Genomic DNA, 14,422 nt, shown 5'->3' with positions numbered 1-14,422 from the left:
TTCGCCGCCGGCGCCTGCGATCAATGGGCCTGCACGATGATCTGGCTTTTGAGGTCATTGAACATCGCCTCGATCATCGGCTGCATGCTCTTGAACCACTCAGGGCTGCACACCGCTTCGGGGTGGTTAAAGGCAAGCGTGCGGGAAACCAGCACGGTATTGCCGCTGCGCTCATAACTGGCGTCGTAGGTTACATCCGCGCCCTTGAGCGAAACGGTCTTGGGCAGCGCCAGAATAGTCAACGACGCGGGGAACTCGAAGCGGGCCTTTTCAACGCTCTCGCCGGCAAAGCAGGTGAAGTTCTGCACCCGCTTCTTTTCTACCGACAGGACCTGCACGTCCTGGGCAATATAGCTTCCCAGGCGACTGAGTGCCGGTACACCGATCGGCCCAGGCACGTTGACAAGGTTTTCCGTGCGCCCGGCCAACGTGGTGTTGAAGCCGGACGCAGTACCTTCCAGCGCATCTGTTTGCAGGGTGCCGTTGCCCGCCTGGCCTGAGCTGCGCAGCATTTTCTGGATCATCTGATCACGCTCCGCCGGCTGCTGAGACCTGATCCAAAAACGCGTCGCTTCGGTACGCCAACCCTCGGCGAGGGACGTTTGCGTAAAGTCTGCCGCGCCCTTGTCATCGACCTTGAACACCAATTCACTCGATAGCTTGCTCGGTTGAGTGGCCGGGGTACGTGCCATCTCGCCAGTACGCGTCAACAACACCGGCTTGTCCAAGTCCTGCAGTGGCAAGTAACCGGCAGCGATGAAACTGGCGGTGGAGTCCAGGTAGAGGTCCAGGCTTGGCACATAGGTGATCGCATGGTTGAGCACGCGTAACGCCGCCACCTTGGGCAAAACATAGGCATTGCCGGCGTTGATCAACACCGGTGAGCTGTCGATGCCAACGGCCTTGAGCATGGCTTCCAGCAGGGCCACATGGTCCTTGCAGTCGCCGTAACGGTTGTCCAGCACCGATTGCGCCGGGTGCGGCACCACGCCGCCGGCGTCGATATACACCGCCACATAACGGATGTTCTTGCGCACCCAATCGCTGAGCACCAGGGCCTTGGCCCGAGGCGTTGGCTGGTCGGCGGTGAGCCTGTGCGCCAATTCGGTGATTTGCGGTGTGACCTCAACCTTGGCACGTGCCTCGTAAGCCCTGGCCAGGTCTTTGTAGGTTGCAAAGGTCGAAACAGCGAGGAGTTGGCCATAGTCGGTGTAGGCCACCGCGCCTTGTTCGGGCCGGGTTTTGTCGGCCGGCACGTAGTCCCATCGGTACACCTTACGCCCAACCGCTGCGGCCGAAGTGGAGGCTTTGAAACCCCGGGCCTCGGCGTACAAAGGCTTGTCGGCCGGCAAGTCGTAGATCAGGGAGTAATCCAGCGTGGGGCTCAAGCTCGCCGTGGAGAAGTCGGTAAACTCGCCAGGAAACAGTGCCGTGTGGCGTATTCGCTTGTAACGCAAGCTCAGACGATCCCCCACTGCCACCTCAGGAAAAATCACCACCTTGACCCGCGAATCCTGAAACATCGGAGCATTGGCCGAGGCCTGCTCCTGTTGCTCCCTGATCTGCGGCGCGGTGACCATTACCCTGCGCCCATCGGGCTTGAGCGTGAACGCCTCGATAATCTCCAGGCTATCCAATGAGCGGTTGTAACTGACCGCTTGCTGGGCACTGGACCTGATGGCCCGCTCTTCGTTGATCAGCACGACCTTATCGGCATCCACCACATAGCTGCCGTCGGTATTGATCACGTAGCGCTGAGTTTGCTTTTCGATGGTCACGGAGCGATCCGCAGCATCATCCTTGGCCTGTGCCACGCCGAAAACGCCCACCGCCAATACCAGCGTGCACCAACTGCGCCCCCGCAAAAAAGGGAAAGTCCGCATAAAGATCCTTCTTTCATGAATGGAAAACCGCGCAGCGACTTTGCCATTCATTTATGACGAATCAGCTTACTCGTCCTTGTTCACCCGCTTTGGATGGCGCGGGTCTGCGGGCTTGCCCGGCAAGCTGCTCTCACTGCGAATCTGCGCATGGCTGATCAACGCAAAGATAAAACTGCCGCCGATGATATTGCCCGCCAGTGTCGGCCCGGCGAACACCAGCCAGAAGTCCTTCCACGGCAGTTCGCCGGCAAACACCAGGTACGACACTTCCGCCGAACCGACGACGATGTGGGTGAAGTCCCCCAGCGCCATCAGGTAAGTGATCAGGATGATGATGAACATCTTCGCGCTTTCCATGGACGGGATCATCCACACCATGGTGGCGATCATCCAGCCGGAAATAATGCCCTTGGCGAACATTTGGCCGGGGTCGTTTTCCATGACCTTGCGGCCGATTTCGAGAAAGGCCATGTCGGTCTTGGTGTCGAAGATCGGCAGGTGCAGCATCACGTAGGCCACCAGCAAGGTGCCGCACAGGTTGCCCACCAGCACCACCGTCCACAACCGCAACAGGCGGCCGGCATTGGCCAGCGTCGGCTTGCTCATCACCGGCAGCACGGCGGTCAGGGTGTTTTCGGTGAACAGTTGCTGGCGCGCGAGGATGACCGCGAGAAAGCCCGCGCAATAGCCAAAGCTGGCGATCACCTTGAAAGCTTCGCCATCCGGCAGGCGCGAGTTGAGCAACCCCATGCCCATCAGCGACAGGCCCATGGTCAGGCCGGCCGCCAACGCCGACCACCACAACGCAGCCACATTGCGTTCCAGTTCCTGATCGCCCTGGGTGCGGATGATTTCGTGCAGCACCGCCGCGCGGGGCGGCTGGTTGTTGTCGACGTCCTGTTGCTCTTCCTGCGACAGGTTGGGGGTTTTGCCGTCTGCTTGAGTCGCCATGGGTGTACCTGAACAGGTGGGTGTTGTTCAGGTACGACCTGTCGCCAGCCGCCAGCGTTCAATGCCCGCCGCCGCTGGGTTCGCAGTTACTCGGTTTCGTCTTTGAACTGGTCTTTGACGTACCTGATTTCTGTACGCCCGTGCGGTGCCGGCAAACCATCTTCGCCCAGGTTGACGAACACCATTTTCTCTACGGTGAGGATACTTTTGCGGGTGATCTTGTTGCGCACTTCACAGGTCAGGGTGATCGAGGTGCGGCCGAACTCGGTGGCGGTGATGCCCAGTTCGATGATGTCACCCTGGCGCGAGGCACTGACGAAGTTGATTTCGGAGATGTACTTGGTCACCACGCGTTGGTTGCCCAGTTGAACAATCGCGTAGATCGCCGCTTCTTCGTCGATCCAGCGCAGCAGGCTGCCGCCGAACAGGGTGCCGTTGGGGTTGAGGTCTTCGGGTTTTACCCATTTGCGGGTGTGGAAGTTCATGGTCACTCCAAAGCGTCTTGCCGAATGATGGGCAACATCATGGCAGAGCCCGCGCCCAAGCTCTATGCACCATTGCCTATCATGCCCATGCACGATCTGCATGTGGCCGACAGAAAGGCTTGGGAAGTGCCGCGCACACGGCTATAATCGCCACCGCTTCAAAACGGTCATCTTCGATTGATACCGTTCTCCCGCCACCTGTCCGAGGGGCGCTGCAGCAGGTTCAACCTGTCAGGCTCGGATGGGGCGTTGTTCGGCCTGGTTAGCCAGCTGGATACTAAACGCACAACGGCGCCCATTCGCACACTACGAATGGAGGCTCTTCATGAGCGCTGTAATCACGCCTGCAGGTTTTACCGACTACAAAGTCGCCGACATGTCCCTCGCTGCCTGGGGCCGTCGCGAAACCTTTATCGCCGAATCCGAAATGCCAGCCCTGATGGGCCTGCGCCGCAAGTACGCCGCTGAGCAGCCGCTCAAAGGCGCGAAGATCCTCGGCTGCATCCACATGACCATTCAGACTGCCGTGCTGATCGAAACCCTGGTTGCACTGGGCGCCGAAGTACGTTGGTCGTCCTGCAACATTTTCTCGACTCAGGACCAGGCCGCTGCTGCTATCGCCGCTGCCGGTATCGCGGTTTACGCCTGGAAAGGCGAGACCGAAGAAGAGTACGAGTGGTGCCTGGAGCAAACCATCCTCAAAGATGGCGCGCCATGGGATGCCAACATGATCCTCGACGACGGCGGTGACCTGACCGAGCTGCTGCACAAGAAATACCCGCAGATTCTGGACCGCGTTCACGGTGTGACCGAAGAAACCACCACTGGCGTACACCGCCTGCTGGACATGCTGGCCAAGGGCGAGCTGAAAATCCCGGCCATCAACGTCAACGACTCGGTGACCAAGAGCAAGAACGACAACAAGTACGGCTGCCGTCACAGCCTCAACGATGCCATCAAGCGCGGCACCGACCACCTGCTGTCGGGCAAGCAAGCCCTGGTAATCGGCTACGGCGACGTGGGCAAGGGTTCGTCCCAGTCTCTGCGTCAGGAAGGCATGATCGTTAAAGTCTCCGAAGTTGACCCGATCTGCGCCATGCAAGCGTGCATGGACGGTTTCGAAGTGGTTTCGCCGTTCATCAACGGCCAGAACGACGGCACCGAAGCGAGCATCGACAAAGCCCTGCTGGGCAAGATCGACCTGATCGTGACCACCACCGGTAACGTGAATGTTTGCGACGCAAACATGCTCAAAGCCCTGAAGAAGCGCGCTGTAGTCTGCAACATCGGCCACTTCGACAACGAAATCGACACCGCTTTCATGCGCAAGAACTGGGCATGGGAAGAAGTGAAGCCGCAGGTACACAAGGTTCACCGTACCGGCGCTGGCGATTTCGACCCGCAGAATGACGACTACCTGATCCTGCTGGCTGAAGGCCGCCTGGTTAACCTGGGCAACGCCACCGGCCACCCAAGCCGCATCATGGATGGCTCGTTCGCCAACCAGGTACTGGCGCAGATCTTCCTGTTCGGCCAGAAGTACGCCGACCTGTCGCCGGCCCAGAAAGCCGAGCGTCTGACCGTGGAAGTGTTGCCGAAGAAACTCGACGAAGAAGTGGCCCTGGAAATGGTGCGTGGCTTCGGCGGCGTAGTGACTCAACTGACCAAGACCCAGGCCGACTACATCGGCGTGACCGTCGAAGGTCCGTTCAAGCCGCACGCTTACCGTTACTAACAGCAGCGGCAAGCTTTCAGCTACGAGCGGCAAGTAAAGGCGTTTGTGCTGAGGGCTTGCTACTTCCTTGCTCTTTAAGCAGCTATGGGCTGCAAGCTTCAAGCTAAAAGAACTGGCGAACCGCCCTCTTGCAGCTTGAAGCTTGCAACTTGCAGCTGGAGACTTCCAATGTCCCAAGTCCGTCGCTACAGCTTCGAGTTTTTCCCGACCAAGACCGATGCTGGGCATGAAAAACTGATGGCGACTGCCAAGCAGTTGGCCAGCTACAACCCCGACTTCTTCTCCTGCACCTACGGCGCCGGCGGCTCGACCCGTGACCGCACGATCAACACCGTGCTGCAGCTCGAAAGCGAAATCAAAGTTCCCGCCGCTCCGCACTTATCGTGCGTGGGCGACAGCAAGGCCGACCTGCGCAGCCTGCTGACCCAATACAAACAAGCCGGCATCAAGCGCATCGTCGCCCTGCGTGGCGACCTGCCGTCCGGCATGGGCATGGCCAGCGGCGAGCTGCGCTACGCCAATGACCTGGTGAGCTTCATCCGTGAAGAAAGCGGCGATCACTTCCATATCGAAGTGGCGGCTTACCCGGAGATGCACCCACAGGCGCGTAATTTCGAAGACGATTTGCAGAACTTCGTACGCAAGGCCAATGCCGGTGCCGACAGTGCGATCACCCAGTACTTCTTCAACGCCGACAGCTACTTCTACTTTGTCGAGCGTATACGGGCCATGGGTGTGAATATCCCTATCGTGCCGGGCATCATGCCGATCACCAACTACAGCAAGCTGGCGCGTTTCTCCGACGCCTGCGGTGCTGAAATCCCACGCTGGGTGCGCAAGCAACTGGAAGCTTATGGCGATGACGTCAAGAGCATCCAGGCGTTCGGCGAGCAGGTGATCACGCAGATGTGTGAACAATTGCTGCAAGGTGGCGCACCAGGGTTGCACTTCTACACCCTGAACCAGACTGAACCCAGCCTGGCTATCTGGAACAACCTCAAGCTGCCACGCTAAGGCTTGTTTGGTAATGCCAAGGCCCTCGTTTATACGAGGGCCTTTTGCTTTTAATGCGCCACATCAACTTGCCCGCGAATGCGTGTGCCAGAGCTTCTCTTTAGCGCAGGAGCATCGTAACCTCAGGGGATGCCCGTCATTCTCAAGCTGTTGACCGCTGTGCTTTTTGCTTGCCTGAGCTTCACCGCTTACGGCGAGAAATTGCGCGTTGTCACCGAGCCTTGGGCACCTTATGTGTACGACGACAACGGCAGCATGCGCGGCCTGGATTACGAAACCACGATGATCGTGTTCCAACGCCTGGGGGTGGAGGTGGAGTGGCAATTCCTGCCCTGGAAACGTTGCCTGGCCATGCTGGACCAGGGCCACGCCGATGGCGCACTGGATATTTTCCACAGCCATGAGCGCGATGCTTTGCTGCTTTACCCCAGCGAACCGTTGTCGGCTGTCGAGTTCGTGCTGTTCTATGCCAACGACCGCCCTCATCCGGCCCAGACCCTGGATGACCTGCGCGGGCTGACGGTCGGCACGTCGCCGGGCTATCTGTATGGCGAGGCCTTCAGCGAATCCAGCCTGTTCGACCGCGAGCCGGCGCCCAGCCATGAGGCCAACTTCGGCAAACTGTCGCTGGGCCGCATTGACCTGGTGATTACGGACCGTCGAGTCGGCCAGCATGTGATCAAGGCCATGGGCCTGGAAGGCAAGGTCAGCCAGGCGCCGCTGGTGGTCAGCCGCCAGCCGCAATTTTTAGCCGTGCGCCGTGGCGCCGGCATGGACCTGCTGGTGCAACGCTTCGCCGCCGAGCTCAAGCGCTTCAAGCAAGAGCCTGCCTACGCAGCCTTAAGCGCCAAATATGGCCGAATCCAAGCCAATACCGCCCCTGAACACACCGTTGAGCAGCAGGAAAGCGGCGCGCCGTGATTGCTCTGTTATACTCCGGCCTTTCCGCCAGGCTCACGCCCGGCCGCTGAGGTCTTGAAAAAGGCACCTAACCCAGCTACTGCGCAGCTTTCAGCCCGCGCGAGCCGGTGGAGTGCCCGCCAGACGCAGCAGGACCGGACGGGGTTGCGCTCCCCTAAGCGCCATTCACGCCCGGCAAGATTATCCCTTTGGGCCAAGCCCTAACTAAAACAGGATTACTCATGTCCTTTGCTTCCCTCGGTCTCTCCGAGGCTTTAGTCCGCGCCATCGAGGCAGCGGGCTATACCGAGCCTACTCCGGTGCAACAGCGGGCCATTCCCGCCGTGTTGCAAGGTCGCGACCTGATGGTTGCGGCGCAGACAGGTACTGGTAAAACCGGTGGTTTCGCCCTCCCGATTCTGGAGCGGTTGTTCCCCAACGGTCACCCGGACAAATCCCAGCGTCACGGCCCGCGCCAACCGCGCGTACTGGTCCTGACCCCAACCCGCGAACTCGCCGCCCAAGTGCACGACAGCTTCAAGCTGTACGCCCGCGACTTGAAGTTCGTCAGCGCCTGCATCTTCGGCGGCGTCGGCATGAACCCACAGGTTCAGGCCATGTCTCGTGGTGTTGACGTGCTGGTAGCCTGCCCGGGTCGTTTGCTCGACCTGTGCGGCCAAGGCAGCGTCGATTTGTCCCACGTGGAAATCCTCGTGCTGGACGAAGCCGACCGCATGCTCGACATGGGCTTTGTCCATGACGTGAAAAAGGTCCTCGCCCGCCTGCCGGCCAAACGTCAGAACCTGCTGTTCTCGGCAACGTTCTCCCAAGACATCACCGCCCTGGCCGGCAAGCTGCTGCACAACCCGGAACGCATCGAAGTCACGCCGCCGAACACCACGGTCGAGCGTATCGAGCAACGCGTATTCCGCCTGGCAGCCAGCCACAAGCGTTCGCTGCTGGCGCACCTGATCACCCACGGCGCGTGGGAGCAGGTGCTGGTGTTTACCCGCACCAAGCACGGCGCCAACCGCCTGGCCGAGTACCTGGACAAGCACGGCCTCACCGCCGTCGCCATCCACGGTAACAAGAGCCAGAACGCGCGCACCAAAGCCCTGGCCGATTTCAAGGCCGGCACTGTGCGCATCCTGGTCGCCACCGATATCGCCGCGCGCGGCCTGGATATCGACCAATTGCCACACGTGGTCAACTTCGAGCTGCCGAACGTCGATGAAGATTACGTGCACCGTATCGGCCGTACCGGCCGTGCCGGTCGTTCGGGCGAGGCCATTTCCCTGGTCGCTCCGGACGAAGAAAAACTGCTGAAAAGCATCGAGCGCATGACCAAGCAGAAAATCGCCGACGGCGACCTGATGGGCTTCGACTCCAGCGCCGTGGAGGCCGAAAAGCCTGAAGCGCGCGAGCGTCCGGACGTGCGTAACCCACGCAACCCACGCGGTCCGAAGGGCGATGGCCCGAACGGCGGCGGTGGTGGCGGTGGCCGTCGCGACAAGGGCAAAGATAAAGGCGGCAAGGAAAAAGCGCCTACCAACGGCCGTGGCGAACGCCCAGCCCGTGAGCAGAAGCCCCGTGAAGGCACCCCGGCCCGCGAACAGCGCCAGCCGAGCCAGCCGCCACGTGCCGCTGCCGACCGCGCCCCGGACGAGTTCCTCGACGACGATGTGGATAACTTCGGTAACCGCGTTGACTACGTGCCTCAGGCCAAGCCGGCCCAGGGCCGTGGCCGCCGTCCTGGTGCCCCGGCACAAGGTGCGGGCGCAGGCACGGGTGCTCCACGTGGCGGCCAGCCACAGGGCGGTCGTCAAAATGGCCCGCGCAACAGCAGCGGCGGTACCACCGGTACGCCACCTGCCAAGCGCAACGGCCCGCGTAATGGCGCCCCCCGTGACGGCCAGGCCCGTCGTGAAGACTCGCGCAGCAACAACCGCCGTCCGGCTCGTGACGACCAGCCACGCTTGTCGGAACCCGCCGTGCAGAACCCGCGCGGTGGTCCGGCGCCGAAGATTATCCACAAGGAGTCGAAAGCGGATCGCTTCCCGACACCTGAGCAGCTGGATCAACTGCCAGGCCGCCCTCGTGGTGAAAAACCAGCGCTGCTGACCCGCAACCGCTGAGTTTTCGACGCTAACAAAAACGCCCCGATTAATCGGGGCGTTTTTGCATCCAGGCGTTAGCTTATTGATCAGCCACTTCACCGGCCTTATGAAAAAGCTTGGCAAAGATCATCCAGCGACCGTCAACTTTCATCAGGTTCAAATAATCAACCATCACGTTATTGAACAAGCGCAAGCGCACTTTGACGATGGCCATTTCCGGCGACATCACGTCAATCATCAATACCTCATCAAGCTGCGGAAAACCGCCTTCCTGCGGCGACTTTCGGCCTTGAACCATGGTCCGGTATTCCTCGAACGGCCGCACGACCACGGTCGAGTTCTGTGCGCTGTATAACACGCAGCCACGATGAAAGACTTGATCGAACGTATTCAAATCCTGAGTTTGCAACACACTAAAGTAATCGTTCAGAAACGCTTGAATCTCATCAATCATGGCGCACAACTCCCGACAGTTTCAACACGGTGTTATTTGAATAAATAACTTGCCGCCATTATTGATAGCCCACTCATTTCACGTATAGCGGCTATTATTAGGCTTTTCTGTGAAAGGAATTCACACTTTGAAACTGCCTCCCCTTGCCGCGCTGCGTGCTTTCGAGGCCTTGGCCCGACTGGGCAAAGTGAACCTGGCCGCCCTCGAACTGCACGTGACCCACAGTGCCGTCAGCCATCAGATTCGCGCCCTTGAAGAGTACCTGGGCCTCGCTTTGGTCATGCGCAACAAGCGCACGCTGATGCTGACGGATGAAGGCCGCGTGTATGCCTACCAGATCAGGCAGGGGCTGGGCGAAATCGCCGGGATCACCGAAAAACTGATGGCAAAAACCAGGCACCCACAGCTGACCGCTTCGGTGCTGCCTTCCTACGCCATGCATTGGTTGTTGCCGCGCCTGCATGATTTCAGGGCGGCTCACCCCGAGCTGCACTTGCGGCTGGAGTCGAGCATGGAGTTCGCCAGCTTCGAGCAAGGCCCGCTTGATTGCGCGATTCGCTTCGGTCATGGCCAGTGGCCGGATGTGCATTGCGAAACGCTGATGGGTGACTCATTGCTGGTGGTCGCCGCGCGCGACTTCAACCACGGCGTGCTGCCGGACACGGCGCAAGCCGTCCTTGAGCAGCCATTGCTGCACGCCAGTGAGAGCTGGCCGATCTGGCTGGGCGCCGCAGGTATCGAGGGGCAACGTCCGCAAGCGCCGCTGGAGTTCACCGATTCCACGTTGATGCTCGAAGCCGTGCGGCTCGGGCACGGCGTCGCATTGACCCGCCGCTCCATTGCCCATGCGCTGATTCAACGCGGTGAACTGGTCCGGCTCACCGACATTGAGCCGGCGCACACTTCACGCTACTACATAGTCTGGCCCGCCGGCAGCAAGCCTTCGGCGCAACTGACCTTGTTGCATAACTGGCTCAAGGGCCAAGTGAAGACGTATCAAGAAAGCCTTTAAACACTGCACAGCAAAACGCCGACCCTGAGGTCGGCGCTTGGCGTTTGAAGCAGCGAAATAATTACTTCGCTTTCACACCTTCAAAAGTCACGTACAGCTCAACAGTGTTGGACGCTGGGCCCAGGTCCATCTGCTTGCCGAAGTCCTGACGGTTGAAGCTGGTAGTGCCTTCAAAGCCGGCACGGTAGCCGCCCCATGGATCCTTGCCTTCGCCCAGGAAAGTGGCTTTGACCACGATCGGCTTGGTCACGCCATGAAAGGTCAGGTCGCCAGTCACGTCGGCAGTAACTTGGCCTGCAGCATTTTTACCGGTGGTTTTGACACTGGTGGAGACGAACTTGGCATCGGCAAACTTGCCAACGTCCAGGAAGTCTTTGCTGGCAATGTGCTTGTCACGTTCGGCGTGGTTAGTGAACACGCTGGCGGTACGGACGTTGAACTCGATTTTGCTGTCTTCAGGCTTGGCGGCGTCAAAGCTGAACTTACCGTCCAGATCCTTGAATGTACCGGTGATGAAGCTATAGCCCAAGTGGCTGATCTTGAAGTCAACGAAGGCGTGCTGGCCTTCCTTGTCGACAACATAATCAGCGGCCATCGCCGAACCTGCGGACAGCAGTGCGGAACCGATTGCCAGAGCGGCGAGAGTCTTTTTCAACATGCTTTCTATTCCTTGTGAGTCGAGGTTGAACATCAGGCTTTGCGTCCCAGCATTCGTGTCAGGGTCGCATCACGATCGATAAAGTGGTGTTTAAACGCGGCCACGCCATGCAAACCGGCGAAGACCACCAACACCCAGGCCAGGTACAAATGCACCAAGCCGGCGTTGTCTGCCTGGTCCGGTAGCCCGGAAACCACGGCAGGAATCTCAAACAGGCCAAACACCGGGATACCGACACCGTCTGCGGTGGAAATCAGGTAACCGGCGATCATCACGGCAAACAGCCCGAGATACAGGAACGCGTGGCCAAACGCAGCGCCAATACGCGTCAAGCGGCTGTAGCTGGCCAAAGGTGGCGGTGGCGGGCTGACAATGCGCCAGACGATACGCACCAGCATGATGGCGAACAGCGTGATGCCAATGCTCTTGTGCAGGTCGGGCGCGTCTTTGCGCCAGGCGCTGTAGTAGTCGAGGCCGACCATCCACAGGCCCAGCGCGAACAAACCGAACACCACCAGGGCTACGCCCCAGTGCAAAACAATGCTGACCCAGCCATAACGGGCTGATGAATTACGTAGCTGCATGTCCCAAATCCCGTAAGAACTGTGCCCAAGACTAGCGATTTACCTATCGAATTAAAGCGGAAAATTTCGCTTTGAAATATCGAGAAATACGATCAAGAGAGTATGCACAGTACGTTAACAATGGATTAAGGACTATTCCTGATAAACGTGACAGATCGTCCTGCCTTTACTGCCAATTCATCCGTAATGGGTTGTGACGCCGCCTGGCATTGCATAGGCTTGCGCGATTGTTTCGCCTGCGCCGGGCGCAGGGCCGCTTCGAGGAGATAACCGATGGGCTTGAATAACCAGTGGATGCAACGCGACCTCGCGGTGCTGTGGCATCCCTGCACCCAGATGAAAGACCACCAGCAACTGCCGCTGATCCCGATCAAACGTGGCGAAGGCGTATGGCTGGAAGACTTCGAAGGCAAGCGCTACCTCGATGCCGTCAGTTCCTGGTGGGTCAATGTGTTCGGCCACGCCAACCCGCGCATCAACCAGCGCATCAAGGACCAGGTGGATCAGCTGGAACACGTGATCCTCGCCGGTTTCAGCCACCAGCCGGTGATCGAGTTGTCCGAACGCCTGGTGGCGATGACGCCCGAAGGTTTGACCCGCTGCTTCTATGCCGACAACGGCTCGTCGTGCATCGAAGTCGCGCTGAAGATGAGCTTTCACTACTGGCTCAACCGTGGCCTGCCGAACAAGAAGCGCTTCGTCACCCTGACCAACAGCTACCACGGCGAAACCATCGCCGCGATGTCAGTGGGCGATGTGCCGTTGTTTACCGAGACCTATAAAGCCTTGCTGCTCGACACCATCAAGGTGCCGAGCCCGGATTGCTACCTGCGCCCCGAGGGCATGAGCTGGGAAGAGCACTCACGCAACATGTTCCTGGCCATGGAACAGACCCTGGCCGAAAACCACGACAGCGTCGCCGCCGTGATCGTCGAGCCGCTGATCCAGGGCGCCGGCGGCATGCGCATGTACCACCCGGTGTACCTCAAGCTGCTGCGTGAAGCCTGCGACAAATATGGCGTGCACCTGATTCACGACGAAATCGCCGTCGGCTTCGGCCGCACCGGCAGCATGTTCGCTTGCGAGCAAGCCGGCATCCGCCCGGACTTTTTGTGCTTGTCCAAAGCCCTCACCGGCGGTTACCTGCCATTGGCGGCGGTCGTCACCACCGACGATGTGTACGACGCCTTCTACGACGACTACCCGACGTTGCGCGCCTTCCTGCATTCCCACAGCTACACCGGCAACCCGCTGGCGTGCGCGGCGGCCTTGGCGACTTTGGATATTTTCGAAGAAGACAACGTCATCGAAAACAACAAGGCCCTGGCCCAGCGCATGGCCACCGCCACCGCGCACCTGGTGGACCACCCGCACGTGTCGGAAGTGCGCCAGACCGGCATGGTGCTGGCCATCGAGATGGTTCAGGACAAAGCCACCAAAACCGCCTACCCGTGGCAGGAACGCCGTGGTTTGAAGGTGTTCGAGCACGCCCTGGAACGCGGTGCGCTGCTGCGGCCGCTGGGCAGCGTGGTGTATTTCCTGCCGCCGTATGTGATAACGCCGGAACAGATCGACTTCCTGGCTGAAGTCGCCAGCGAAGGGATTGATATCGCCACCAACAGCACTGTCAGTGTTGCGGTGCCACAAGATTTTCACCCAGGCTTTCGGGATCCGGGTTAATTGAGTTCACTCAACTGATCGGGTGTCGGGTCTACCGCTATCGCGGGCAAGCCCGGCTCCCACAGGTTTTGTATGATCGTTCCCACGCTCCGCGTCCGCTCTGCACACCACTTCCAGAGAACAGAAATGAGACTGTCCCGCTTTTTCACCGACACCCCGCTCAGCATCGGCGACCATGAATTGCCCGAAGCCCAGGCGCATTACATCAGCCGCGTATTGCGCATGGGTGAAGGCGACGCCGTACAACTGTTCGACGGCTCCGGCCAGGAATTCCTCGGCACCTTGCTGGAAGTCGGGAAAAAACGCGTTACCGTGCAACTCACGGAACGCTTTGCGGGCCAGACCGAATCACCGCTGCACATCCACCTCGGCCAAGGCCTGTCCCGGGGCGAGCGCATGGATTGGGCGATCCAGAAAGCCACCGAACTGGGTGTGAATGAAATCACGCCGATCTTCAGCGACCGCTGCGAAGTACGCCTGAAGGACGAACGCGCCGACAAACGCCTGCTGCACTGGCGCCAAGTGGCGATCAGCGCCTGCGAGCAATGCGGGCGTTCGACAGTGCCGGTGATTCACCCGCCGCTGTTACTGGCCGACTGGTTGAAGCAAGCCGAGGCGGATTTGAAGCTGGTGCTGCACCCGGTGGCCGAGCCGATGGTCAGCCACGCCAAGCCATCGAGCCTGGCGTTCCTGATAGGGCCCGAAGGTGGGTTGACCGACGCAGAAGTCGCAACCGCCCAAGCTGCCGGCTTCCACGCCGCCCGCCTCGGCCCGCGGGTGCTGCGCACCGAAACCGCGCCGGTCGTGGCGCTGGCTGTGGCCCAACAACTCTGGGGCGACTTCTAACCCTCGCTGCAAATCCAATCAAAACTGTGGGAGCTGGCTTGTCGGGACGCCGCACCGCTGCGATAGCGTCGGCACATTCAACACCGCTATCGCAGGCAAGCCA

The 14,422-nt window shown here is 59.8% G+C and carries 13 protein-coding genes and 1 riboswitch; of the genes, 7 read left to right on the top strand and 6 right to left on the bottom strand.

Features of this window, described 5'->3' with window-relative positions; all coding sequences use genetic code 11:
• Positions 1-20: 20 nt before the first annotated feature.
• The 3 genes from ACQY47_RS16735 to ACQY47_RS16725 all read right to left on the bottom strand — a co-directional run bounded on the left by ACQY47_RS16735 (position 21) and on the right by ACQY47_RS16725 (position 3,319).
• Positions 21-1,883: a DUF3857 domain-containing transglutaminase family protein gene (locus ACQY47_RS16735; RefSeq protein WP_428550388.1), complete on the bottom strand. Its 1,863-nt coding sequence runs from the start codon at positions 1,881-1,883 to the stop codon at positions 21-23.
• A gap of 66 nt (positions 1,884-1,949) precedes the next feature.
• A complete protein-coding gene (locus tag ACQY47_RS16730; protein ID WP_428550385.1) occupies positions 1,950-2,834 on the bottom strand; it encodes a formate/nitrite transporter family protein in 885 nt (294 codons plus the stop codon).
• A gap of 86 nt (positions 2,835-2,920) precedes the next feature.
• Positions 2,921-3,319, bottom strand: coding sequence for an acyl-CoA thioesterase (locus ACQY47_RS16725; protein WP_017139410.1), 399 nt, complete (start codon positions 3,317-3,319; stop codon positions 2,921-2,923).
• Between the two features lie 198 nt (positions 3,320-3,517).
• A riboswitch (S-adenosyl-L-homocysteine riboswitch) is annotated at positions 3,518-3,623 on the top strand.
• Positions 3,624-3,644: 21 nt separating this feature from the next.
• Between ACQY47_RS16725 and ahcY the strand changes: the two genes are divergently transcribed.
• The 4 genes from ahcY to ACQY47_RS16705 all read left to right on the top strand — a co-directional run bounded on the left by ahcY (position 3,645) and on the right by ACQY47_RS16705 (position 9,103).
• Positions 3,645-5,054, top strand: a complete 1,410-nt coding sequence (gene ahcY / locus ACQY47_RS16720) for an adenosylhomocysteinase (protein WP_017139412.1) — start codon at positions 3,645-3,647, stop codon at positions 5,052-5,054.
• A 168-nt stretch (positions 5,055-5,222) separates the two neighbouring features.
• The gene (gene metF, locus ACQY47_RS16715; protein WP_428550380.1) at positions 5,223-6,068 is read left to right on the top strand and encodes a methylenetetrahydrofolate reductase [NAD(P)H]; all 846 of its coding nucleotides are present in this window, start codon (positions 5,223-5,225) and stop codon (positions 6,066-6,068) included.
• A 129-nt stretch (positions 6,069-6,197) separates the two neighbouring features.
• Complete coding sequence (locus ACQY47_RS16710; RefSeq protein WP_428550377.1) at positions 6,198-6,989, top strand: substrate-binding periplasmic protein; 792 nt, start codon at positions 6,198-6,200, stop codon at positions 6,987-6,989.
• A gap of 221 nt (positions 6,990-7,210) precedes the next feature.
• Positions 7,211-9,103: a DEAD/DEAH box helicase gene (locus tag ACQY47_RS16705; protein ID WP_017139415.1), complete on the top strand. Its 1,893-nt coding sequence runs from the start codon at positions 7,211-7,213 to the stop codon at positions 9,101-9,103.
• Between the two features lie 61 nt (positions 9,104-9,164).
• On the opposite strand, the gene ACQY47_RS16700 is transcribed toward ACQY47_RS16705, so the two are convergent.
• Positions 9,165-9,539: a nuclear transport factor 2 family protein gene (locus ACQY47_RS16700; RefSeq protein WP_017139416.1), complete on the bottom strand. Its 375-nt coding sequence runs from the start codon at positions 9,537-9,539 to the stop codon at positions 9,165-9,167.
• A gap of 127 nt (positions 9,540-9,666) precedes the next feature.
• Here ACQY47_RS16700 and ACQY47_RS16695 point away from each other — a divergent pair, with 127 nt between their 5' ends.
• Positions 9,667-10,551, top strand: a complete 885-nt coding sequence (locus ACQY47_RS16695) for a LysR substrate-binding domain-containing protein (RefSeq protein ID WP_428550373.1) — start codon at positions 9,667-9,669, stop codon at positions 10,549-10,551.
• A gap of 61 nt (positions 10,552-10,612) precedes the next feature.
• Here ACQY47_RS16695 and ACQY47_RS16690 read toward each other — a convergent pair whose 3' ends face one another.
• Positions 10,613-11,209 (bottom strand): YceI family protein, encoded by a 597-nt coding sequence (locus ACQY47_RS16690; RefSeq protein WP_026013867.1) that lies wholly within the window; start codon positions 11,207-11,209, stop codon positions 10,613-10,615.
• 32 nt (positions 11,210-11,241) lie between these two features.
• Positions 11,242-11,793, bottom strand: coding sequence for a cytochrome b (locus tag ACQY47_RS16685; RefSeq protein ID WP_099550355.1), 552 nt, complete (start codon positions 11,791-11,793; stop codon positions 11,242-11,244).
• Between the two features lie 273 nt (positions 11,794-12,066).
• Between ACQY47_RS16685 and ACQY47_RS16680 the strand changes: the two genes are divergently transcribed.
• Together ACQY47_RS16680 and ACQY47_RS16675 are read left to right on the top strand one after the other, a co-directional pair.
• Positions 12,067-13,473 (top strand): adenosylmethionine--8-amino-7-oxononanoate transaminase, encoded by a 1,407-nt coding sequence (locus ACQY47_RS16680; protein WP_099550354.1) that lies wholly within the window; start codon positions 12,067-12,069, stop codon positions 13,471-13,473.
• A 126-nt stretch (positions 13,474-13,599) separates the two neighbouring features.
• Complete coding sequence (locus ACQY47_RS16675) at positions 13,600-14,319, top strand: 16S rRNA (uracil(1498)-N(3))-methyltransferase (RefSeq protein ID WP_428550368.1); 720 nt, start codon at positions 13,600-13,602, stop codon at positions 14,317-14,319.
• The last annotated feature ends 103 nt before the right edge of the window (positions 14,320-14,422 follow it).

The organism is Pseudomonas edaphica (assembly GCF_965277385.1).
Classification (GTDB): Bacteria; Pseudomonadota; Gammaproteobacteria; order Pseudomonadales; family Pseudomonadaceae; genus Aquipseudomonas; species Aquipseudomonas edaphica.
Note: the sequence above shows the minus strand (reverse complement) of the source record. Positions and strands in the feature narration are given on the sequence as shown.